21 protein-coding genes are annotated in these 21,997 nt (G+C 70.6%); 10 read left to right on the forward strand and 11 right to left on the reverse strand.

Going from position 1 to position 21,997, the window contains the following annotated elements:
• Positions 1 to 172 precede the first annotated feature (172 nt).
• Both MYSTI_RS06425 and gluQRS read right to left on the reverse strand, forming a co-directional pair.
• Entirely contained in the window at positions 173 to 1,114 is a 942-nt protein-coding gene (locus MYSTI_RS06425; RefSeq protein WP_015346903.1) for a hypothetical protein, read from the reverse strand.
• A gap of 134 nt (positions 1,115 to 1,248) precedes the next feature.
• Positions 1,249 to 2,196 carry a tRNA glutamyl-Q(34) synthetase GluQRS gene (gene gluQRS / locus MYSTI_RS06430; protein WP_015346904.1) on the reverse strand — a complete coding sequence of 316 codons (948 nt, stop codon included), beginning with the start codon at positions 2,194 to 2,196 and terminating at the stop codon, positions 1,249 to 1,251.
• A gap of 118 nt (positions 2,197 to 2,314) precedes the next feature.
• On the opposite strand from gluQRS, the gene MYSTI_RS06435 reads away from it, so the two are divergent.
• Positions 2,315 to 3,169 (forward strand): metallophosphoesterase family protein, encoded by an 855-nt coding sequence (locus MYSTI_RS06435; RefSeq protein ID WP_015346905.1) that lies wholly within the window; start codon positions 2,315 to 2,317, stop codon positions 3,167 to 3,169.
• 24 nt (positions 3,170 to 3,193) lie between these two features.
• Here the strand turns inward: MYSTI_RS06435 and MYSTI_RS06440 are convergent, their stop codons facing one another.
• Both MYSTI_RS06440 and rlmN read right to left on the reverse strand, forming a co-directional pair.
• Positions 3,194 to 3,577, reverse strand: a complete 384-nt coding sequence (locus MYSTI_RS06440) for a hypothetical protein (protein WP_015346906.1) — start codon at positions 3,575 to 3,577, stop codon at positions 3,194 to 3,196.
• A gap of 195 nt (positions 3,578 to 3,772) precedes the next feature.
• Positions 3,773 to 4,855, reverse strand: a complete 1,083-nt coding sequence (rlmN, locus tag MYSTI_RS06445; RefSeq protein ID WP_015346907.1) for a dual-specificity RNA methyltransferase RlmN — start codon at positions 4,853 to 4,855, stop codon at positions 3,773 to 3,775.
• A gap of 163 nt (positions 4,856 to 5,018) precedes the next feature.
• Between rlmN and MYSTI_RS06450 the strand changes: the two genes are divergently transcribed.
• The 3 genes from MYSTI_RS06450 to MYSTI_RS06460 all read left to right on the forward strand — a co-directional run bounded on the left by MYSTI_RS06450 (position 5,019) and on the right by MYSTI_RS06460 (position 9,035).
• Positions 5,019 to 6,509: a glutamate-cysteine ligase family protein gene (locus MYSTI_RS06450; protein ID WP_015346908.1), complete on the forward strand. Its 1,491-nt coding sequence runs from the start codon at positions 5,019 to 5,021 to the stop codon at positions 6,507 to 6,509.
• A gap of 143 nt (positions 6,510 to 6,652) precedes the next feature.
• Complete coding sequence (locus MYSTI_RS06455) at positions 6,653 to 8,083, forward strand: hypothetical protein (protein WP_015346909.1); 1,431 nt, start codon at positions 6,653 to 6,655, stop codon at positions 8,081 to 8,083.
• Positions 8,084 to 8,285: 202 nt separating this feature from the next.
• Positions 8,286 to 9,035 (forward strand): TolB family protein, encoded by a 750-nt coding sequence (locus tag MYSTI_RS06460; RefSeq protein WP_169558610.1) that lies wholly within the window; start codon positions 8,286 to 8,288, stop codon positions 9,033 to 9,035.
• 38 nt (positions 9,036 to 9,073) lie between these two features.
• Here MYSTI_RS06460 and MYSTI_RS06465 read toward each other — a convergent pair whose 3' ends face one another.
• From MYSTI_RS06465 to hemG, 4 genes are all read right to left on the reverse strand, one after another.
• Positions 9,074 to 9,862, reverse strand: coding sequence for a LytR/AlgR family response regulator transcription factor (locus MYSTI_RS06465; RefSeq protein ID WP_015346911.1), 789 nt, complete (start codon positions 9,860 to 9,862; stop codon positions 9,074 to 9,076).
• The gene (locus MYSTI_RS06470) at positions 9,859 to 10,914 is read right to left on the reverse strand and encodes a sensor histidine kinase (RefSeq protein ID WP_015346912.1); all 1,056 of its coding nucleotides are present in this window, start codon (positions 10,912 to 10,914) and stop codon (positions 9,859 to 9,861) included. Before MYSTI_RS06470 ends, MYSTI_RS06465 begins: the two co-directional genes overlap by 4 nt.
• Positions 10,915 to 10,945: 31 nt before the next feature.
• Positions 10,946 to 11,068 carry a hypothetical protein gene (locus MYSTI_RS45245; protein ID WP_015346913.1) on the reverse strand — a complete coding sequence of 41 codons (123 nt, stop codon included), beginning with the start codon at positions 11,066 to 11,068 and terminating at the stop codon, positions 10,946 to 10,948.
• 108 nt (positions 11,069 to 11,176) lie between these two features.
• The gene (gene hemG, locus MYSTI_RS06475; RefSeq protein WP_015346914.1) at positions 11,177 to 12,556 is read right to left on the reverse strand and encodes a protoporphyrinogen oxidase; all 1,380 of its coding nucleotides are present in this window, start codon (positions 12,554 to 12,556) and stop codon (positions 11,177 to 11,179) included.
• Positions 12,557 to 12,663: 107 nt separating this feature from the next.
• Between hemG and MYSTI_RS06480 the strand changes: the two genes are divergently transcribed.
• Complete coding sequence (locus tag MYSTI_RS06480) at positions 12,664 to 13,353, forward strand: SDR family oxidoreductase (protein WP_044283140.1); 690 nt, start codon at positions 12,664 to 12,666, stop codon at positions 13,351 to 13,353.
• A 4-nt stretch (positions 13,354 to 13,357) separates the two neighbouring features.
• Here the strand turns inward: MYSTI_RS06480 and pdxH are convergent, their stop codons facing one another.
• Positions 13,358 to 13,942 (reverse strand): pyridoxamine 5'-phosphate oxidase, encoded by a 585-nt coding sequence (gene pdxH / locus MYSTI_RS06485; RefSeq protein ID WP_015346916.1) that lies wholly within the window; start codon positions 13,940 to 13,942, stop codon positions 13,358 to 13,360.
• A 77-nt stretch (positions 13,943 to 14,019) separates the two neighbouring features.
• Here pdxH and glgA point away from each other — a divergent pair, with 77 nt between their 5' ends.
• Genes glgA through MYSTI_RS06500 form a run of 3 tightly spaced genes read left to right on the forward strand, consistent with a single transcriptional unit; the run spans position 14,020 to position 16,891 of the window.
• Entirely contained in the window at positions 14,020 to 15,453 is a 1,434-nt protein-coding gene (glgA, locus tag MYSTI_RS06490) for a glycogen synthase GlgA (protein ID WP_015346917.1), read from the forward strand.
• Between the two features lie 35 nt (positions 15,454 to 15,488).
• A complete protein-coding gene (locus MYSTI_RS06495) occupies positions 15,489 to 16,406 on the forward strand; it encodes a serine/threonine protein kinase (protein ID WP_015346918.1) in 918 nt (305 codons plus the stop codon).
• On the forward strand, positions 16,403 to 16,891 hold the full coding sequence (locus tag MYSTI_RS06500; RefSeq protein ID WP_015346919.1) for an LEA/WHy family protein: 489 nt from the start codon (positions 16,403 to 16,405) through the stop codon (positions 16,889 to 16,891). Before MYSTI_RS06495 ends, MYSTI_RS06500 begins: the two co-directional genes overlap by 4 nt.
• Before the next feature lies 1 nt (position 16,892).
• Here MYSTI_RS06500 and MYSTI_RS06505 read toward each other — a convergent pair whose 3' ends face one another.
• The gene (locus tag MYSTI_RS06505; RefSeq protein WP_015346920.1) at positions 16,893 to 18,233 is read right to left on the reverse strand and encodes a hemolysin family protein; all 1,341 of its coding nucleotides are present in this window, start codon (positions 18,231 to 18,233) and stop codon (positions 16,893 to 16,895) included.
• Between the two features lie 54 nt (positions 18,234 to 18,287).
• Here MYSTI_RS06505 and MYSTI_RS06510 point away from each other — a divergent pair, with 54 nt between their 5' ends.
• Positions 18,288 to 19,064 carry a hypothetical protein gene (locus MYSTI_RS06510; protein WP_015346921.1) on the forward strand — a complete coding sequence of 259 codons (777 nt, stop codon included), beginning with the start codon at positions 18,288 to 18,290 and terminating at the stop codon, positions 19,062 to 19,064.
• A 4-nt stretch (positions 19,065 to 19,068) separates the two neighbouring features.
• On the opposite strand, the gene MYSTI_RS06515 is transcribed toward MYSTI_RS06510, so the two are convergent.
• Complete coding sequence (locus MYSTI_RS06515; protein WP_015346922.1) at positions 19,069 to 20,628, reverse strand: LVIVD repeat-containing protein; 1,560 nt, start codon at positions 20,626 to 20,628, stop codon at positions 19,069 to 19,071.
• 186 nt (positions 20,629 to 20,814) lie between these two features.
• On the opposite strand from MYSTI_RS06515, the gene MYSTI_RS06520 reads away from it, so the two are divergent.
• Entirely contained in the window at positions 20,815 to 21,846 is a 1,032-nt protein-coding gene (locus tag MYSTI_RS06520) for a hypothetical protein (protein WP_015346923.1), read from the forward strand.
• Positions 21,847 to 21,997: the final 151 nt, after the last annotated feature.

Genomic DNA, 21,997 nt, shown 5'->3' on the forward strand with positions numbered 1-21,997 from the left:
CCCCGCGAATGGAGTGCATGGCGGAGACCCAGGAACAGGCGGTGGAGGAGGGTCCCCTTCGTCACGACTGGAGGCCGTGACGTTAGCGCATGCGCCCCACGGGGATGAGCCCGGAATCAGCGGGCCCACCCCGGTGACGAGGTGGGCCCGTTCGTTCGGAGTGCCGCCTGACTCAGGGATAGACTTCGCGTCGCGTCGTCGTGGTCCGGTTGCCGGTGATGGCGCCCTCGGCGAAGACGCGCTGGCGCTTGCTCACCCCCAGCGTGGAGCCGAGCACCGACGCGACCAGGCCCAGCAGCAGCCCACCGAAGATGCCCCAGAAGGCGCGGCCCGACTTGTTGGCCGCCACGAGCGCGCCCTGCTGGACCTGCTCCCCCATCTGCCCGACGCGGGTCTTGGCGGAGTCGATCTGCACTTGGACGCGGTCGGCGACGTCCTCCGCGTCCTGGCGGGACAGCCGCGTGTTGTCGGCGATGGACGTCACCAGCATCTCGCGGTTCAGGTTCCCCGTGCGCACGGCGGTGGTGGCGATGTCCCGGGTGGCCGCCTCCAACTGGTTGGCGGTGATGGCGGGCTTGCCCTCCTCGCGCAGCCGCTGGTTCACCGGGCCCAGCGCGTCGTTGGCGTCGATGCCGAAGGCCTGCGCGGCCTCACCGCCTTGAGACGCCGCGCCCGCGACGGCCGCGCCCGTGGCGCCCACCAGCCCCGTCGTCGCGCGCAGCGCGGTGCCGACGACGGTGGAGATGAGCATGCCCACGAGCAGGACGCCGAGCAGCGTCGTCAGCCCCCACATCACCGCGCCGTGCATCGCGCCGCCGCCCTTGTCGAGCACGCCCGCGGTGCGCGCGGCCACGAAGCCGCCGACGAACAGGGCAATGAGCGGGGCGATGATGCTCCAGATGCCCGTGCCGATGCCCGCCGAGCGCGCGCTGTCGGGGTTGCCGGGGTCCACCGAGGACAGGCCCAGCGCGAGGCCCAGCGAGTACAGGAGGAGGAGCACTCCCAGCGCGACGATGGTGCCTCCGAGGATGGCACCCCAGCTCAGCTTGAAGGGTGTCCCCGCGGTGGCGCCGATGACGCCAGGTTTTTCGTTCTCCACGATGGTGGTTGCCATGGGCCGGGCCTCCTGACACGGGCGAGCACCCCGGAATGGGGATGCTCGGGTCCGGACGAAAGATGGGCACTGTCAGGCCCCGGACGATTCCATGGGGTTGCACGCTCCCTCGGGGAGAGGGAGTCGGCGGGAGCTCACCGCAGGCCGAGTGCCTCGACGAGCTGGGCCTCGCGCGCCACGACGGGCGAGCGGGGCAGCGCCTCCACCGAGAAGGACTGCACCAGCGCCTCGAGCGTCCGAGGTGTCCCATCTCCCAGCCCGCTCCATGCGGCGAGCAGGCCCAGCACGCGCTCGGGCGCGAGTCCCCGCTCGCGCAGCTCCGCGAGCGCGAAGGCCCCCTCGCGCTTGGCCAGGCGCTTGCCGTCCTCACCCATCACCAGGGGGACATGGAGGAAGCCGGGCGCCTGGGCGCCGAGGGCGTCGTAGAGCTGGAGCTGACGCGGCGTGGAGGAGAGCAGGTCATCGCCCCGCAGCACGTGGGAGATGTGCGTGGCCGCATCGTCGACGACGACGGCGAGCTGATAGCTGGCGACGCCGTCGTTGCGGCGCACCACGAAGTCGCCCACCACGGCCTCGACGTCCTGGGTGTGGGGGCCCATCAGCGCATCGACGAAGGAGACCTCACCGGGGCGCGCGCGGAAGCGCCAGGCGGGAGGCCGCGTCTTCGCGCGCTCCGCCTGCTGCTCGCGCGTGAGGTGCGCGCAGGTGCCGGGGTAGCGAGGCCCTTCCTCGGAGAGCCCATGCGGCGCGCTGGCGGCGCGAGCAATCTCCGCGCGCGTGCAGAAGCACGGATAGACGAGCCCCTCGCGCTCCAGCGTGGAGAGCGCCTCGCGGTAGGCGTCGTCGCGCTGGCTCTGGACGAGCGGCGTCTCATCCCAGTCGAGCCCGAGCCAGCGCAAGTCCTTCATCAAGTCGTCGACGTACGGGGGCTTGCAGCGCGCGCGGTCCAGGTCCTCGATGCGCAGGAGGAAGCGGCCCTGAGCGGCGCGGGCCTGGAGCCAGCCGAGCAGCGCGCTGCGGATGTTGCCCAGGTGCATGCGCCCGGTGGGGCTGGGGGCGAAGCGCCCGCGAAAGTCGCTCATGGTGAGGGGAACTCCCGCCCGCGTTCCTAGCATGCCGTCCGGAGATGCTGCTTCCCCCCGTGCGGCATCCGGAGAGAATGCGGGCACCCGGTGGGCCGTTGCTCGGGCGAGAGACTCCATGCGCTTCATCCACTGCTCCGACGTCCACATCACCGACGACTACTTCGCGCTGCCCCTCCGGAGGCTGGGCTGGCGGCGCTGGATGGCCCTGGTCGAGCTCACGGTGGGCGGCCGCGCGAAGCGCTACGCCCGCGCGCGCCACGTGCTCTCCTCCATCGCTCGCGAGGTCGAGCACCACGCCGCCGACCACTTCATCCTCTCGGGCGACCTCACCGCCTACGCGCTCGACAGCGAGTTCCGCGGCGCGCGCGAGGCCCTGGGGTCGCTCGCGGAGGACCCGCGCCGCTGCACCGTCATCCCTGGCAACCACGACGTCTTCACGCCGGGCAGCCACCAGAAGGGCCGCTTCGCGAGCCACTTCGGTCAGCTGCTGCACAGTGACCTTCCGGAGTATCGCGGCGAGGGCGCCTTTCCCTTCGTGCGGTTGCTCGGCACCGAGGCCGCCGTGGTGGGGCTGTTGTCCGCGCGCGTCCCTTTCACCCCGGGGCTTTCGTACGGTGTCATCGGCGACGCGCAGCTCGGCGCGCTCTCCGCGCTGCTGAAGGACCCGAGGCTGGACGGGCGCGCGGTGCTCGTCGTGGTGCACCACGCCCCGCTGACGCGCCAGGGACATGCGGACCACTGGCATCACGGCCTGCGCGACGCGGAGGCGCTGCTCAGGCTGTTGCCAGGGCCTCGCCACGCGGTGCTGCATGGCCACATCCACCAGCGCTACCACCACCCGGCCACGGAGGATCGCCCGCACATCTTCGGCGCTGGCTCCTCCACCGAAGAAGGCCGGGAGGGCTACTGGCTCATCGAGGTGTCCCAGGGCCGAGTCCTCGGTGGCGAGATGCACACGCCCCGCGGGTGACTCGGCTCGAGGGGGGCGCTGGGCTCACGCGGTGAGGTGTGAAGCCGCGTAGCGTCGGGAGAAGTGGATCCACCGGCGCTCGTCGACCTCGACCTGCCACTCGGAGTTGGGCGTCAGGGGAAGCCGCTGCTTGAGGAAGCTCTCCAGATGGTCCGCGGCCTTCACGGGTGTGAGCCCCGGCGCGCGGAACGCGATGTGGAGGGAGACCTCCAGCGCGGTGGAGATCTCCACCACGGCGCAGATGCGCAGCGGTCCCACGCGTCGTTGATAAAGCGTGTTCTGCCCCGGCCAGATGGCCGGGTCCGTCTCACGTCGAATCGCCGCGAGCCAGTTGGACGGCTGGAGGATGAAGTCGAGCAGGTCGATGCTCGCCTCTTCCGTCGTCGCGTGCTCCTGAATGGAAAGCATCGCCCACCTCCCCGGGAAGCCGGAGGAAAGAATGTGCCCACGGCCATGGAGCGTGCAAGAGGCTCCCCGCTGAAACCTCGCGGGTGTCTTCCAGCGTTACAGATGATGAGACCCGTTGTAGGGCCGGGACCGCACGTGTCGGCGGCGCACGTTAACGGGCACGGCTGACATGCGCGTGCCGTTCGCGCGACGGCGTCACGGGCTGGTGGGAAGTGAACGACGCGAGCGCCGCTCCACCGCGGACTTGAGCTGACCACAGCCCGCGTCGATGTCGATGCCGCGGCGTTGACGCACGGTGCTGGGGATGCCGTGTGCCATCAGCGTGTCCTGGAAGGCGCGCACCGACGTGGGCTGGCTGGGTCCACCGTCGTAACCCACCGTGGGATTGAGGGGAATCACGTTCACGTGCGCGTCCATGCCAGTGAGCAGCGCGCCCAACGTGTTCGCGTGTTCAGGCGTGTCGTTGCGCCCTTCGATGAGCGTCCACTCGAAGAAGATGCGGCGCTTGCGTCGGGCGATGTAGTAGCGGCACGCGTCCATCAGCTCCGCCAGGGGCCAGCGCCGTCCGGCGGGGACCAGCGCGGCGCGCTCCTCGTCCGTGGCGCCGTGGAGGCTGACGGCCAGCTGGACGGGACGGTCCTCGTCCGCCAGGCGGCGGATGCCGGGCACCACGCCCACGGTGCTCAGCGTGATGAAGCGCGGCGCCATCGCCAGGCCCAATGGGTCGACCAGGACATCCATGGCCGCCATCGTGTTGTCGTAGTTGTGGAGCGGCTCGCCCATCCCCATGAGGACGATGTTGCGCAGCGTCTCGCCGGACTCGCGAAGGATGCGCCGTACATGGAGAATCTGCCCGACGATTTCGCCCGGCGTCAGATGCCGTGACAGTCCCATCTGCCCCGTGGCGCAGAAGACACAGCCCATGGCGCAGCCGGCCTGGGTGCTGATGCACACCGTCGCGCGGCCCTTGAAGCGCATGAGGACGGTTTCAATCGTCTGTCCGTCCTCCAGCTTCAGGAGGAGCTTGTGCGTGTAGCCGTCCGAGCTGAAGGCCTCGTGGTGGGTCGTCAGGTGTCCCAGCCGGGTGTGCGCGCGCAGCCGGTCCCTGAGCTCCGGGCGCAGGCCCTCCAGTTCCTCGAGCGCGCGCGCCTGCTGGCGGTACAGCCCCGTCCACAGCACATCGCGGTGGTGGGGACGGAAGCCCCAGTCGGACAGCAGCGCGCCGAGCGCGGGCCGCGTCAGGTCGTAGAGGTTGGTGGGCGTGTCGGAGGACGGCATGACCAGGGCTCCAGATAACACACCCGGGCCGGCGGCACCTGGGCGTGTGGGTCCTCTCGGCGGGGCCCCCGGGCGGCCGCCCACCCGCCATCCCCACCGTGCGACCCGCCGAGCCCCTGTCGTGACCTGTCGGTGCGGGCGACCATCTCCAAGCTGTCCCTGAATGGGGCTCGCCATCCAGCAGGAGGTCTTCCTTCCGGAGGACTACGAGCGCTTCGCGCGCCGGCTCGACGAGAGCCTGGTGGCGCTGCGGGAGTTGTTGGCGAGGCCCGGCTTCGGAGAGGGTGCGGCGACCGTCGGCGCGGAGCTGGAGTTGTTCCTCGTCGATGCGCGGGGCTTCCCGCTGCCGGTGAACCGACAGGTGCTGGCGCGCACGGTGGACCCGCGCGTCACGTTGGAGATGGACCGCTTCAACCTGGAGCTGAACCCTCGGCCCGGGCCGCTCGCGGGTCGTCCGTTTCGCGCGCTCCAGGAGGAGCTGGAGGACTCGCTGCGCGAGGTGCGGCGCGCGGCGAAGACGCAGGGTGCGCGAGTGGCGGTGGTGGGCATCCTCCCGACGCTGCGCGAGGAGGACCTGGGGTGGGAGGCGCTGACGGCGCAGCCTCGCTACCGCGCGTTGTCCTCGGCCATCCGACAGCGGCGCGCGTCGCCCTTCCAGGTGGCCATCTCCGGCGAGGAGGAGTCCCTGTCGCTCACGTGGGATGACGTGACGCTGGAGGGAGCGAACACGTCGTTCCAGGTGCACCTGCGAGTGGCGCCTCGGGACTTCGCCCGGCTGTACAACGCCGCGCAGCTCGCCACCGCGCCGGTGCTGGCCGTGGGTGGGAACTCGCCGCTGCTGTTGGGGCGCAAGCTCTGGGATGAGACGCGCGTGGCGCTGTTCCGACAGGCGGTGGATGACCGTGCGGAGCCGGGCGTGGGCGGCTTCTGTGCTCCCGCGCGGGTGACGTTCGGCCATGGCTGGGCGCGCGAGGGTGCGTACGAGCTGTTCGCGGAGTCGGTCGCGCTGCATCCGCCGCTGCTGCCGGTGATGGGGCACGAGTCGCCGCTGGAGCGCGTGGCGGCGGGGGGACTGCCGAGCCTGGACGAGCTGCGGCTGCATCAGGGGACGGTCTGGACATGGAACCGCGCCATCTACGACCCGCGAGACTCGGGTCACCTGCGCATCGAGATGCGCGCGTTGCCCGCGGGCCCCTCGGTGGTGGACATGGTGGCCAATGGGGCGTTCCTGTTGGGACTGACGCTGGGGCTGGGCGAGCGCATGGACGCGTTGCTTCCGGCGCTGCCCTTCGCGCACGCCACGGGCAACTTCTTGCGCGCCGCGCGCCGAGGCTTGGACGCGGAGCTCTCCTGGCCCGGCGAGTCCGTGCCGAGTCCTCGCGTGGTGCCCGTGGTGGAGCTGGTGCGCAGGCTTCTGCCCGTGGCGCGGCGGGGCCTGTTGGTGGCGGGTGTCGAGGCGGACGAAGTGGACCGGATGCTGGACATCATCGCGCGGCGCGTGGACACGGGGCGCACGGGCGCGCGCTGGCAGCGGAGGGTGCTCGCGCGGCTGGAGGCGGAGCTGCCCCGTCGGGACGCGCTGGCGGCGATGCTGGAGCGCTACCTCCAGCACTCGGAGTCGGGCGAGCCCGTCCACACGTGGCCGGAGGACTGAGCCCGCCGCCGGGCTCGTCCCGGAATCGGTCGACCGAGCAGCCGTGACGCGGCTCGAGGCGACTCGCATTGCGAGGAGCCCGGGCCTGGGATGAATATCCGCCCGCCCGCGCCGTCAGCGGGCCGACACCCGTGCGCGCGCATATGACTCGACTCCTTCCCGCCATCCTGCTGCTCGCCGTCCTGGGCAGCGCCTGCTCCGCCTCCCTGCGCGGACGCGCCGACAAGCTGGCTCGCGAGGGCCGCTTCGTCGAGGCGGCCACCCTCTACGACGACCTTGTCCAACAGAGCCCCCACGAGAAGGAGCTGGTGACCGAGCGCGACGGCCTGCGAGGCCGCGCGTTGGACCAACTCCTGGGCAACGCCCGTCGCTTCCGGTTGCAAGGCGTCGACGAGAAGGCGGAGGAGGACCTGCTCCAGTTCCTGGACCGCCGCGCGCAGTGGAACAGCAAGCTGAACGGGGGACTCGAGAGCTCGCTGCTGGAGGAGATGGAGGGGACCCACGAGCACCTGCGACGCACCATCAGCACCCCCGCCTCACAAGGGCTGGCGCTGACCGCGGACCAGATGCTCACGCGCAAGCAGAAGCTGCTCGCGCACCGGGAGATGGCCGTCATCCAGCGGGAGATGTCGGCGGTGGTGCTCCAGAGCGGCAGGGACGTGTGCAAGCGGCTGCGGGACGTGTCCTCCGAGGACGCGCCGCACTGGCGGGAGCTCGTCTCCCGCTACTGCCGCCGCTGGCGTGAGTTCGCACCGGAACCGCCCGCGGCCGTGGAGCTCTTGTCCGTGCCGACGTGGACGGGCGACGTGGACGGGCTGGACTCCGCGCAGATGGAGCTCTTGCGAGGACGGCTCACGCGCGTGTTCGAGTCCTCGCCCTGGTTCTCCGCCTCCGCGCGCCACCATCCGGAGATGTCGCTGGCCGGGCGCTTCGAGTCCCGCCGCGACAGCCGCTCCGTGTCGCTCACCGCGCCCTATTCCGAGCAGGTGCCGTACACGGACCACGAGGACCGCACCGAGACCATCTCCGAGCCCTACTCCGAAGAGGAGGAGTACACGGACGACGAGGGCAAGAAGCGCAAGCGCACGGTGACGAAGACGCGCACGTACACGCGCACCATCACCGTCCCCGTCACGCGCTACCGCGAGGTGTCCCGGACCTTCGAGTACCACGCGCTGCGCTTGTCCGTGGACCACCAGCTCACGGTGTCCTCATCGGGTGTGCTGGACTCCCAGCGAGGCCCCCTGGCCACCGTGTTCCAGGACCACCTGTCGGACTCCTCCTACGAGCACGACGTGTCCTTCGGTCCCGGCAATGTGCATCCCCGGCGCGCCCAACTGGTGGACCCCGAGCCCTGGCTGGAGCAGCGCGTGGAGCAGCTCGTCCAGCGCTTCGCGCAAGGCTTGAGGGAGCACTGGCGCGAGTCCTACTGCACCACGCCCGCCCGCACATTGGACGAGGCCGCCCGCTGTGCACGCGCCGGCACCGCGCTTCCTACCCCCGCCTACCAGGTCCTGGGTGAAGTCCTCGGGGACGACGCGGCGCACGTCCCGTCCCTGTTCGCCACCCCGTAGTGGAGTCCTACCGCCTCGTCCGGTTTTCGGCGGGTCAAATGAGACCGGGTGGATTGTTCAGGCCATCTGACGTGAAATACCCCCGAGTGCGGGTCAGACTCCTTTGTCAGTATTCGTACTCCCAGCGAATTTTCATACAGAGGACCGTATGCATCCGACTGAAGTCCGAAGCCTCGCACGTCGTGGGACCTTGTTGATGTGGATGGCTTCCGCCGTGGCGCTGTCCGCATGTGGCGGCGCGGAGCAGGACACCGCGCCCGTGCAGGCGCCGGGTGTCGAGAAGGCGGAAGACGCGGACGAGCGGGTCGCTGAGCGCCGCATCATCGTCTACCTGACGGGGAACCAGTCCCTGTACGCGCTGAAGGATGGCCAGTCCGTCCTCGTCGCCGAGCGCAGTGGCGCGCCCGCGGTGTCGCCGGATGGCCGCGACGTCGTCTTCGCGAAGCTGCCGGACTCGTGGACCCAGGGCGACCCGGTGACGCGTGCGGACCTCCACGTCTACTCGCTGCGCACGGGCAAGCTGTCGCGGCTGACGTCGGGCCATGACGACCAGACTCCGTCGTGGTCGCCGGACGGCAAGAGCATCCTGTTCCAGTCCAAGGCCCGCTCCGGCGTGTCCTCGTTCTGGCGCGTGAACCCCAACGGCAAGGGCCTCAAGCAGCTGACGAATGTCTCGTCGCCCCAGTCTCCCTCGCTGAGCGTGGTGCCCACGCCGATGGGCGGCACGGGCGTGGAGTGGGGGCCGCAGGAGCGCCGCATCATCGTCTACCTCACGGCCCAGCCGAGCGGCAGCGCGGTGCAGGTCGTGAGCTTCGACCGGAACCTGGACGTCACGAACGCCTACAGCCTGGGGGAGGGCACCTCGCCCCGGTGGACCGAGCAGGGCACCATCGTGTTCCTGCGCGAGGTGCGGGGGCAGCTCACCGAGGTCGAAGTCAGCGTCGATGACTGATTGAGCCGCGCGCGCCGCGAAGCGAGGAGGGGGCGCTGTCAGCCCTCATCCTCGGCGCCGCGCCGCAGGCCCAGCATCCGCCGCAGCTCGCGCGCGGACTGGCGGCTGACCTCCACCGCGTGGCCTCGGGCCGTGCGAGCCAGGTAGCCGCCCGTCTCCAGCGGCTCCAACCGAGCCACCTGCCGCAGGTTGAGCAGCGCCCGCCGGTGGACGCGGTGGAAGAGCTCCGCGGGCAGCTTCTCCGCCAGCTCGTTGAGGGTGAAGTCGGTGAGGAACTCGCCCTGCGCGGTGAACACCGTCACCAGCTCGTCATCCAGCGCCGCGTGGGAGATCGTCTCCGGGTCCACCAGCACGATGCCCTGTCGCGTGGGGATGGGCAGCCTCGCCAGCGCGCGCGGAGCCGTGGCCCCGGCGGCGGGCTTCTCCGCGGGCGCCGACACCTCTCGAGGCCGAGCCTCCGGCTCCATCCGCGCGCGCACGCGCTCCAGCGCCTTCTGGAGTCGCGCGGGCTCCACGGGCTTGAGCACGTAGTCCATGGCGCCGTGCTCGAAGGCCTCCACGGCATGCTCCGCGTGCGCGGTGCAGAGCACCACGTGCGGACGGCCTTGCGGCAGCAGCGCCAGCGCGTCCAGGCCACTCAGGCCCGGCATGTGGATGTCCAGCAGCACCACGTCCACGCCGCCCGCGCGCACCGCGGCGAGCACCGCTTCTCCATCCGCCGCTTCGCCGCACACCTCCACGTCCGGCAGGGCGCTCAACAGGCGCGACAGGCGCTTGCGCGCGAGCAGTTCATCATCGGCGATGAGGACCCGCAGGGTTGTGCTCACGTGACGACTCCGGACAGGGGGCCCGAGCGGGGCAGGGTGACGGTGACGCGGGTGCGGCCCTCGGCGCTCTGGAGCGCGAGGCGTGCGCCGCTACCGTACGCCAGCGCCAGGCGGCGCTCCACGGTGGGCAGGCCCGCGCTTCCCTCGCGAGGCCCCTTGGATGCCCCCGGGTTCTCGACGGCCACCTCCACGAGCCCCTCGCGCACCTGCACGCCCAGCGACAACAGGCCCCGGTGGCCCGCGGCGGGTCCATGCTTCACCGCGTTCTCCGCCAGCGGCAGGAGCACCAGCGGCGGGACGGGCAGGTCCTCCGCGCCGGGCTGGATGTCGAGCGTGAGCTGGAACAGGTCCGGGTCCCGCAAGAGGTGCAGGTCGAAGAGGGTGCGCATCAGCGCCAGCTCCTCCGCCAGGGGCCAGGTGGCCTTGCGCACGCCCGCGAGCACCGTGCGGAGCATGGTGGACAGGCGCAGCACGGCGGCCTCGGCGACGGCGCCGTCCTCGCGGCACCACTCGGCGATGGCGTTGAGGGTGTTGAAGAGGAAGTGCGGGTCCAGGTGGCTGCGCAGCGCGAGCAACTGCGCCTGCTCCGCCTCCAGCTCGAAGCGCGCCGCGCGGGCGCGCTCACGCGTCAGCGTCTCCTCGAAGCCGATGTCCCGCCCCAGGCCCCAGCCTCCGACGAGGAACAGGGCGTTGCACACCATCAAATTCGTGGGCTGGGTGAGGAAGGTGGGCCCCATGCCCAGGAGCTTGGGCACCACGAAGCCGGAGGTGAGCACCACGCCGGTGCCCAGCGTGCCGTACATCAACACGCGCACGCCGCCGTGGCTCAGGTCCAGGCCCTCCGGGAAGAGGACCCGGTAGGACACGGGGGCCACCCCGACGAAGAGCAGGCACATCAACACGCCCAGGTAGGGGGCGAGCGGCTCCGCGCTGAAGCTCGACTGCGCGGCCACCAGCGGCGCGGAGACCAGGAGGATGGGCACCAACCGCCGGGGCTCCGCGAGGGCCCTCAGGGTGGCGCGGACGATGGACCCTTCTGTCTTCTCCGACATGCTCCCGGCGGAGCCTACACCGTCGGCCGCCTCACCGCGCGGGCTGCTCCTCCAGCTCCACCTCGAAGGCGTCGACGAGGATGCTGCCGGCGAGGATGAAGGGGAAGAGGAGGATGGCGACGAGGACGAGGAGGGGCGTGGGGAGGGTGAGCATTGCGGGCTCCGGAGGCCTTGCAGCATGCAAACCCAGTCTGACGTTTTCCGTGCACCGGCGCTGACCGCCAGGGCTGGATGGTTGAATTCTGAAGACAGGCGGTCTTTTTCACCCCGCCGCGGTGACGAGCGCATCCGCGAGCTGGAGCCCGTTGCGGATGCAGTCGTTGAGGCCCACGCCCTTGTAGGCGTTCCCCGTGAGGGAGAGCCCAGGCCGGCGGGTGAGCGCCTGGTCGACGGCGGCCATCCGCGCCAGATGTCCCACGTTGTACTGGGGGATGCCCAGGGGCCAACGGAAGACCTCCGTGAGCGACGGCGTGGCCGTCACCCCCGCGAGCGCCTTCAGCTCCTCGCGCGCCAGGGCCACCAGCGCCGGCTCATCCAAGCCCACCAGGTCCGGCCGCTTCGCGCCGCCCACCATGCACGTGTACAGCACGCGGCCCGGCTCCACGCGGAAGGGGAACACGGTGGAGGCGTGGATGGAGCCCAAGAGCCGCCGTCCCTCCGAGGGAGGCACCAGGAACCCGAAGCCATCCGGTGCGGGCGTCGTGCCCACGTCGAAGCCCAGCTGCACCACGGCGATGGGCGCGTACTCGATGCCGCCCACGCGCGCCGCCAGCTCCGCGTCCAGCGGATGCAAGAGCTTCTGCGTCACGTATGCGGGCGCGGCCAGCACCACGTGGGACGCATCCAGCTCGGAGCGCTGTCCCTTCTCGCTCACCGCGAGCCGCCACCCGTCCCCCACGCGCGTCAGCCCTTCCACCGTCGCGTTCACGCGCGCGTCCTCCCCCAGCGAAGCGCTCAGCGCGTCGATGAGCGTCTGCAAGCCGCCCTCGAACGTGCTGAGCGCGCCGCTCAGCTCGGGCGCGGCGGACGCGCCCGCGGGCAGGGCCTTTCGTCGGGCCTGCTGCGTCCGGATGGCGCCGAGGATGAGGCTGCGGTGCTCGTGCTCCAGCTTCACCAGCGGCGGGAAGGTGGCGCCCACGCTCAAGCGCTCCACGTCTCCGGCGAAGATGCCTGTCTGCACCGCGTCCAGCAGCACGCGTGTCGCGGTGGCGCCCAGATGTCTGCGACCGAAGGCCGCCAGTGACTCATCGATGCCCGGCGCGGCGCGGCCGGTGAAGAGCTCACCCATGACCCGCAGCTTCGCGCTCCACGGCAGGATGTCCGAGCCCAGGAACGCCGGGGGCGATGCGGGCACCGAGCGCAGCTGTCCTCGCGTGTAGACATATCGCCGCTTCGCCGCCGCATCCGCCGCGCGAATCCTGTGTTCCAGATTCAGCGCGCCGGCCAGCTCGCGTGTCGCCGGCTCACGGTCCAGGAAGCTGTTGGGACCTGTTTCAAGGAGGAAACCTTGTTTCGCGCGAGTCCCCACCGCGCCGCCGAGCCGGGATGTTGTCTCCAGGACAACGGCGGCCTTGCCCCGCGAGCGCAATCGCCAGGCGACGACCAGACCTGAAATCCCACCTCCTACGACGGCGACAGTCATCGGCTGTTCCTCCTGAGACTCATTTTTCCGGTGACCAGCGTGCACTCGAACCTCCTCGGTGGGGCGTGTTTTGCCAAGGACATCCATTCGGCGCGTTAATGAAGTACATGCGCTACGTCATCACCGGAGCGAGCAGGGGCATTGGGTTTGAATTTGTCCACCAGCTCCTCGAGCGCGGCGACATCGTCGACGCCGGGGTGCGCTCGGAGGAGGGACTGCGACGGTTGGAGCCACTCCGGCGCGCGAGCCGCGGGCGCTTGCGGCTCCACACGCTCGACGTGGCCGAGGAGCGGAGCGTCAGGGGCTTCGCCTCCAAGGTGTTGGAGGAGCCGGTGGACGTGCTCATCAACAACGCGGGTGTCCCGGGCCTGTGGTGCACGCTGGCGGACGTGGACTACGTGGACATGCTGCGCACGTTCGCCGTCAACGCGCTGGGCCCGCTGCGTGTCACCAGTGCGCTGCTGCCGGGCTTGCTGCGGGGCGGCCCGCGCAAGGTGGCGCACGTCACCTCGCGCATGGGCTCGCTCTCCTCGAACCACGAAGGCGGCGCGTATGCCTACCGCATGTCCAAGGTCGCGCTGAACATGGGCGTGCGCAACCTGTCCAATGACTTGCGGGGCCACGGCATCCTCTCCGTCCTGCTCCACCCCGGTTGGGTGAAGACGGACATGGGCGGGCCGGATGCGCCGCTGCCGCCGCGCGAGTCGGTGCGCGGCATGCTGAACATCATCGACGGACTGCGCGCCGAGCACAGCGGCCGCTTCTTCGACTACCAGGGCGAGGAGGTGCCCTGGTAGCGGCTCACGGATAGAGCATCTGCGCGCGCCAGCCTTCGCCGTCGCGCAGATAGACGTGGCGGTCGTGCAGTCGGCTGGGGCGGGCGTGCCAGAACTCGATGCGGTCCGGCACCACGCGGAAGCCGGACCAGTGCGGAGGCCGGGGGACTTCGCCTCCCGCGTAGCGCTTCTCCACGTCCTCCACGCGGTTCTCCAACTCCTCGCGCGAGCCCAGGGGGCGGCTCTGCAAGCTGGCCCACGCGCCCACCTGGCTGCCGCGCGCGCGGCTGTGGAAGTACGCGTCCGCTTCCTGGGGAGACACCACCTCCACGCGGCCCTCCACGCGCACCTGCTCGTCCAGGGGCTGCCAGTAGAAGCACAGCGCGGCGAAGGGCTGGCCCAGCAGCTCGCGGCCCTTGCGGCTCTCGTGGTTGGTGAAGAAGACGAAGCCGCGCTGGTCGAAGTCCTTGAGCAGCACCACGCGTGCGCTGGGACGTCCGTCGGCGTCCACGGTGGCGACCACCACCGCGTTGGGGTCCACGGGAATGGCCTGGCGGGCGCGCTCGAGGACGTCCGCGAATCGCTGGATGGGGTCGGGAGGTATCAGCACGGGCGCACCATAAGGGACGGGTGGCGCGGGTGCACCTTCACGGTTGACTCGCCCCGTGCAACCGTCATCGTGGGCACATGAAGATTCTCTTCATCTCCTCGGAGGTGGCTCCGTTCTCGAAGTCGGGAGGACTGGGGGACGTGGCGGGGGCCTTGCCGGCCGCGCTGGCGGCGCTGGGCCATGACGTCAAGGTCGTCACCCCGCGCTACCGCGAGCTGAGGGACGCCGGCCGCCTGTCGCCCACGGGCCAGGTGCTCCAGCTGCGCTTCCCCTTCGGCGAGGCGGGCGGCCCCATCCTCTCCGTCCGGATGGCGGAGCGGCTGGAGGTCCTCTTCCTGGAGAACGAGTTCTTCTTCGGCAACCGGAACGGCCTGTACGGAGACGCCTGGGGCGAGTTCGGCGACAACGCCCGGCGCTTCTCCTACCTGTCCGTCGGCGCGCTGCAGGCCGCGCAGCGCCTGGGCTTCGTGCCCGACATCGTCCACGCCAACGACTGGCAGACGGGACTTGCGCCCCTGGCGCTGCGGCGCGGCTTCCAGGCCACGCAGCTGGCGGACGCGAAGAGTGTCTTCACCATCCACAACCTCGCGTACCAGGGCCACTTCAACAAGGCGGTGATGGAGGACCTGGGGCTGCCGTGGGAGTTGTTCACCGCGGACGAGGGCCTGGAGTTCTACGACTCCGTGAACTTCATGAAGGGGGGCCTCGTCTTCGCCGACGCGCTCACCACCGTGTCGCCCACGTACGCGCGGGAAATCCAGACGCCCGAGCAGGGCTACGGCCTGGACGGCCTGCTGCGTCACCGCGCGCACCGGCTGCACGGCATCCTCAACGGCATCGACGTGCACGAGTGGAACCCGGCCACGGACCCGCACCTGCCCGCGCGCTATGGGCCTCGGGAGCTGGGGGGCAAGTCGGTCTGCAAGCGCGCGCTGCTGGAGCACTTCGGCCTGCCGCCCGGAGACGCGCCGGTGTTCGCCATCGTCAGCCGGCTGGCGTGGCAGAAGGGCACGGACCTGCTCCTGGAGGTGCTGCCCACCGCGCTCCAGGCGGACATCCGCTTCGTGGGCGTGGGCAGCGGCGAGCCCGAGCTGGAGGAGGGCCTTCGCGCGTTGCAGGCCCGCTACCCCAAGCAGGTCGGCGTGCACGTGGGGTTCGACGCCCGGCTGTCCCACCTGGTGGAGGCGGGGGCGGACTTCTTCCTCATGCCCAGCCGGTATGAGCCGTGTGGTCTCAACCAGATGTATTCACTGCGTTACGGCACGGTGCCCATCGTCCGGGCCACCGGGGGCCTGGTGGACACCGTGGAGGGGGGACTCGGGGGGAACGGGCTCGTCTTCGAGGCCTTCCACCGGGCCGCGCTGCTGGCCGCCTTCCGCCGGGCCCTGGCCCTCTACGCGGACCCGCCCCGACTCGTGGATTTCCAGAGACGCGGGATGGACAAGGACTTCTCCTGGGATGTCTCCGCTCGCCGCTACGAGGCTGTCTACACGGCCTTGCTCGCTGAATAGTGGGTGCGGATGAAAAATCGCAGTAGGATTGCGGTGTGGCGGAAGCTCCGGACCTGGGTGGTTACGAGGTAGTCGGCCGGCTGGCCGTCGGTGGCATGGCGGAGGTGTACCAGGCGAGAGCCCGGTCCACGACGCAGCGCTCGCCGGGGGAGCCGGACGAAGTTGTCATCAAGCGACTGCACCCCTCGTTTCGAAACGACACGGCCTATGTGAAGGCGTTCGTCGACGAAGCGAAGCTCACGGTGCGGTTGAGACATGCGCACATCGTCCGGACGTTCCGCTTGTTCAAGGCGGGGCCGGACTACCTGATGGTGCAGGAGCTCGTCAGTGGCCGGACGCTCGGCTACATGCAGGAGCTGTTGCTCAAGGCCGGCGCGGCGATGCCGCCCGAGTCCGCCTGCTACATCGCCTGGTGCCTGCTCAAGTCGCTCGACTACATCCACCGGGCCAAGGTGGGTGAGAACGGCGCCACCATCGTCCACCGCGACGTGAACCCGGCCAACGTGCTGCTGGGCATCAACGGCGACGTGAAGCTGACGGACTTCGGCGTGGCGGAGGTGGAGGGGCTGATGCGCGGCGACTCCGGCGCGCTGCGTGGCACCCTGCCGTACATGAGCCCGGAGCAGGTGCTGGGGCACGCGGTGGACGCGCGCACGGACCTGTACGCGGTGGGCGTCATCCTCTGGGAGCTGTTCGCCAGCCGGCGGCTGCACGCGGGGGAGAACGAGGCGGAGCTGATGCACAAGGTGCGCGATGCGCGCGCTCCGCTCCTGTCCTCGGTGACGTCGGACCTGCCGGACTACGCGGGGCAGGTGGTGCGCAAGGCGCTCTTCGCGGACCGGGTGCGGCGCTTCCAGTCGGCGGCGGAGTTCATCAAGGCGCTGGAGGCGCTGGCTCGCCGGGCGGGCTGGCCCCTCACGGTGGAGGCGCTCCAGCCCCTCTTGGGCGGATGATGCGCACGCGCCGCGAGCTGCTGGGGTTGCTCGGGGGCGGGGTGCTGGCCTCGGGCTGCCTGGGCTCGGCGCCCTTCCATCCGCGCGCCTATGACGACGCGGTGCGTGTCGAGTCGCTCGCCGTGGACTTCGCGGAGGACAAGTCGGGCCTGCTGGACGTGGGGCTCCAGGTGAAGAACCCCTCGTCCGACGCGGCCAGCGTGTCCTTCGTGGACTTCGAGCTGTGGGTGGACGGACGGCGCGTCGCGGCGGGGCAGCAGCAGCTGGACGCGGCGCTGCCTCCGAACGCGGAGATTCCCCTGCGCGTCCTCTTCCCGCTGGCCGCCGAGCGCGTGGTGGCCGTCACGGGGACGCAGCCGCTGCCGGTGCGCGTGCGCGGCGGGGTGCTGCTGCGCTTCGGCACCACGGAGCGCCGCGCGCCGTTCCGCGTCCAGGGCTCGCGGCGGATGACCCACGTGCCGCCGCTGGACGCGGGCGGGGACTGACTCAGGACTTGCCGGCGGAGGCCTCGCGAGGCTCCTTGCCGCGCACGTCCTTCCCAGGCGTGGTGCTCTTGAGGCGGGACATGCGCACGCGGTGGATGCGGGCGCCTTCCTTGCTGGCGATGACGAACTGCCAGCCGTTGTAGGTGAAGCGCTCGCCCACGTCGGGCAGGTGGCCGGCCAGGGACGACAGGTAGCCGCCCAGCGTGTCGAAGTCGCCCTCGGGCAGCGGGAAGCCGAAGGCCTGGGTGAAGCCATCCACCTCCATGGCGGCGTCCACGACGAAGCTGCCGTCGGCCATCTTCTCCACCTGCTTCTCCTCCACCTCGAACTCGTCGCCGATGTCGCCGACGATTTCGCGGAGGATGTCCTCCAGCGTCACGACCCCCATGAAGCCGCCGTACTCGTCCACGACGATGGCCATGTGGATCTTCCGCTTCTGCATGTCCCGCAGCAGGTCGCCGATGGGCTTCATCCACGGCACGAAGTGCGCGGGGCGGATGATGTCCTGCAGGACGATGAGCTCCGGGTGCTGGAGCAGCGGGATGACGTCGCGCGCGTGCAGCACGCCGATGATGTGGTCCACGTCATCCCGGTACACGGGGATGCGCGAGTGGTTCTCCTCGGCGAGCAGCCGCAGCAAGTCGGTGGAGGTGATGGTGCTGTCCACCGTCACCACCTCCGTGCGCGGCACCATGACGTCGCGGCAGCGCTTGTCGGACAGCTCGAAGATGGAGCGGATGAGCTGCGGGGCGCTCTTGTCGACCTCGTTCTTCGCGGCCTGCGCGGCCAGCAGCTTCTCCAGTTCCTCGAGCGGAGGCGGGGGCGGCTCGAAGCGCAGCGTGCGGCCGAAGGTGCGCGCCATCAGGTTGAGCACCCCCAGCACCAGGCGCATGGGGGGATAGAGCACCGTCACCAGCAGGGAGACGAGGCCCGACAGCCGCAGCGCCCAGCGCTCCGGGTTGGCGTTGGCGAGCCCGCGCATGGTGACTTCCATGAGGCTGGCCAGCACGCCCACGAAGAGCGCGCCCGCGGCGACGGTGGCCACCGGCAGCCAGGCGGCCTCGCCGTAGCGCGTCAGGTCCAACATGCGAGGGGGGACGAAGGCGCCGATGGCGGCGGCCAGGAACCCACTCAGCAGGGTGCCCAGGCGCAGGGCGGTGGCGGTGGCCTCGCGCTCCGTCTTGTGGCGGAGGACGCGGCGGCTGGCGGCACCCTTGTGGGATTCCGCCAGCTCTTGGGCTCGCAGGTCCGACGTTCCGTAAAGCGCGGACTCCGCCGCGGCGACCAGGGACCTGACGAAGCACAGCGCCAGGCAGGCGACCCAGAGGGCCCAGGTAGGCATAGAGACCGGTTCTTATCCCGTGCTAAGGGTCCGTTCCACCCCGCCGGAGCCCCGATGCCCGCTCGCATGTACTTCCTTGGAGCACTTCTGGCCTTCCTCGTCCCCGCCGTCGCTGGCGCGTGGCCGGTGGACCTGGTCCTCCCCCTGGAGGCGGGAAAAGACCGCTTCCAGAAGCTGGCGGCCCTGGAGTGGGTGGAGGTGGAGGACGCCTCCGTGGCCAGCGCCGAGGCGCTCCCGGGCAGCAACGAACTGTTGCTCACCGGGCACAAGGAGGGGCAGACGCTCCTGCTCCTGTACGCGGAGGGGCGCTTCGCGGTGTGGAGACTGGTGGTGGGAGCTCCTCCCTCGGACGACCTGTCGCCTCGGATGGCCTCCGCGCGCAAGGTGTGCCCGGACCTGAAGGCCACGCAGGGGGCGGAGAAGCTGCTGTCCGTCACGGTGAAGGACCCGGCGTGCCGGGCGGCGCTGTTGGAGGTGCTGCGCTCGGACGCGTATGTGGCGCGGGAGTTGGAGCTGACCTTCGAGGTGCCGGCGCTCCAGGAGCAGCTGGCCGCGATGAGCGCGGCGCTCAAGCCGCTGGGGCTGGAGGCGCGCTACAGCGGCGCGGGCCTGGTGATGACGGGCTCGGCGAGCCGCGAGGACTGGAGGAAGGCGCTGTGGGAGCTGTTCCGCCGCTCCGTGGGCCGGGTGCCCCTGGAGGACCGGGTGGAGGTGAAGGCCCCGGAGGCTCCCGCCGCGGTGCCGGACGCGGGGCCCGCCGTCGAGGCCGAGCCTCCCGTGCCGGTGGAGATCATCCGGGGCACGCCGAAGAAGCCGCGCAAGAAGGGCTGAGCCCTCAGCGCGCCGTCTCGCGCAGGAGGATGAGGCCGCGCGAGGTGTCCACCGTGTAGACGAAGCCGTCGCCCGGGACGCGGATGCCGATGGCGCCGTCGTAGAAGCTCTCGCCCCGCCCCGGGTCATCGGGCCGGAAGGTGTTGTAGTGCGCGACCTCGCGAGGGTTCTCGGGGGTGGACACGTCCAGCACGCGCACGCCGTCCTGGTACCACGCGACGTAGAGCTTCGTTCCCACCAGCACCATGTTGTGGAGGGAGAGGTGCTCCTGGCGTCGGTACTCGCCCAGGAGCTTCACCGAGGCCGGGTCCGTCACGTCGAGCACGCGCAGGTGCGCGCCCCAGTCCTCGCCTCCCTCGAAGGCGATGACGCGCTCGCCGAACCGCCCGACGGCGTTGGCGTGGCTGGTGGCGTTCCGGTAGCGGTAGGAGCCGAGCTGCGTCGGGGCGTCCTCTCGCTCCACCTGGGCGATGACGTAGCCGGCCCTCCAGAAGTTCGTGTAGAGGCGCCCCTCGAAGACGAACATGTCGTGAGGCCCGTTGGAGGTCTCCGGCGTGAAGCCCGCGGCCTGGAAGCCTCCGATGCGGCGCGGCTGCAGGGGCTGGCTGATGTCGTAGACGAGCACCTCGCCCGTGGGGGCGGGGGAGGCGGCGAAGAGCCGGTCCTCGTGGACGAACACGGTGTGCGCGTTGGTGCGCTGCTGGCCGCCCGTCGCGAGGACCTCCAGCGGGTACCCGGGGTCGGTGATGTCGAAGACGATGACGCCCCGGGCTCCGCTCGCGACGTAGAGCGCGTCGTCCTTCGCCCAGACGCCGTTCCAGTAGTTGTCGTTCGGGAGCCGGAGGCTCCGCGTGAGCACGGGCTTCGTCGGGTCTCTCACGTCGTAGACGAGGAGGCCCGCGCCCAGGGACACGACATAGGCATGGCCGCGCGTGACGTAGATGTCCACGGGGGTGCCCGGCACGAAGGTCTCGGAGACTTGCTCCAGGCCGGAGGACTCGGGCTCGCCCTCGGCGGCGGTGACCTTGCGTGCGTCGAAGGTGCCTTCGCGCTGGACCTGGCCGTTGTAGCAATCCACGTAGCAGCCCTGTAGCCGCCCGGGCTCCGGGGATTGGCAGCCCAGATAGGAGCGGCGCCGCGAGCCCGAGGCCCCTTCCGCTCGCTGCGCGGAGATGTAGACCTGGCCGCGCGAGTCCACCTCTCGCCGGTCCACGCGCAGGCCGTTCGCGAACTGGTCGCCCGTGGGCGCGAGCCTCATGGCCTGGGGGCCCAGCGTGTAGTCACCGGCATATTGCGGACTCTTGGCGCGGACGTGCAGCGTGTAGACGCCATCCAGCTCCAGGGTCGCGAGTCCGCCCGGGGTGCAGGCGCTCGCGTCGAAGCTGGCGAGGCTTCCGCAGGAGGCCGCGGAGAGGTCCACGCGACAGGCGGCGAAGGGGCCGGTGTCCTTCCAGTCGCCGTCGTGGAGGTCACCCGTCGGAGGGCCGGGCTGGGGCGTCTGCGAGTCATTGCGGCAGGCCGACAGGGCCAGTGTCACGGCCGCGAGCATCAACAAGGCGCGCATGGGCTCATCCTGGTGGAGAGAGTGGGTGCAGTCATATCGCGCGGGATGGGGCCTCGTCTGTCGCGGGGCGGCGGGATGCGTCAGGGTGTGCCGCGAGGGGGTGGGCTTGAGGTATGACCGTGGGGAGTCCGCCCGGGTGGCAGCACGCGTCACACATCACGCCGCCAGGGTTGCGTGGAGGAGCCGATGCGATTCTCGAAGTGGACGCCTTCGTTGGCGCTGGGGTTGACGCTGTTCGCCGTGCCGCGGGGGGCGATGGCCCAGGATGATGGCTCGGCCGTCATCATCGAGGCCCCGGTGCCGGACCGAGGCTGTCCGAAGCGCCCGGATGTGGTGCCGTTCTCCTCGGGCTCGCACCTGGGACTGGAGCGCTCGGGGTGGTTGGTGCACCAGGCCGTCATCCCCGAGTCGAAGGACACGTACTTCAAGGGGCTCGAGCGGGAGCGCGAGGGCGCGAAGCTGGTGGCGGAGGAGGACGTGCGCAAGCTGGGCGCGCCGGACCCGAGCATCCCGCTGTGGGTCTTCGGCAAGAACGACACGCCCGCATGCCGCGCGACGCCGACGCAGTGGTGGGCGGTGCGCAAGGGCGCGACGGACGCCGAGCGCAAGACGTTCCTCATGGCGGAGATTCAGTCGGACTGCGACATGCTGCCGCCGGGGCGCTTGTCGGGTACGCCGGTGGCGCTGCGGCAGAAGGACGAGCCCACGGGCTGCAAGCTGCGCCGGCCCACGGAGCGAGAGCTGGGCAAGGATGGGGAGGGGCTGCCCGCGGACGTGATGGAGTTCGTCCCCGCGCGCGATTGCGAGGCCCCGGGTTGCTTGCGGCTGTGGGAGCGCATCGGCATCACCTGGGAGGACGGTGGCGCGGTGAGCGACTTCACGGTGTCGTGGATGGACCGCAAGGGGAAGAAGGACCCGTGTGACTGGGCCACCGAGGACCTGTCGCTCTTGTTCTATCGCCCGTCGGGTGCGCTCTCGCCGGCGTCGCTGAAGAACGGGGGCACCGTCTTCTTCGGCGGCCTCCATGACAGCGCGGGACTGCGCTTCATCTTGAGCCGGGACTCGGGCTCGCTCTTCGTCCATGACCCCGCGAAGCCGAAGGCCAGCCCGAAGGCCATCCGCTTCACCAGTCCGTCGGAAGAGGAAGTGCTCCTCACGCGACGCAGCCTGTCGCCGTGCAAGGTGAAGCGCCCCGCCGCGTCCCCTTGGGGGGAGTGAGCGCGCGGGGCTCGGGCCCGCGATTCGTGACGACCAGGATTGAGGCACTTCTCCGTATATCGGGGGCGGCTCTTGGGGGCCGCCACGCCTGAAGGCGCCATGTCCGCCCAGGCGAGGGAGTGCAGGAGGGATACATCCCTCCAGGGGGAGT

This window comes from Myxococcus stipitatus DSM 14675 (assembly GCF_000331735.1).
Taxonomy (GTDB): domain Bacteria; phylum Myxococcota; class Myxococcia; order Myxococcales; family Myxococcaceae; genus Myxococcus; species Myxococcus stipitatus.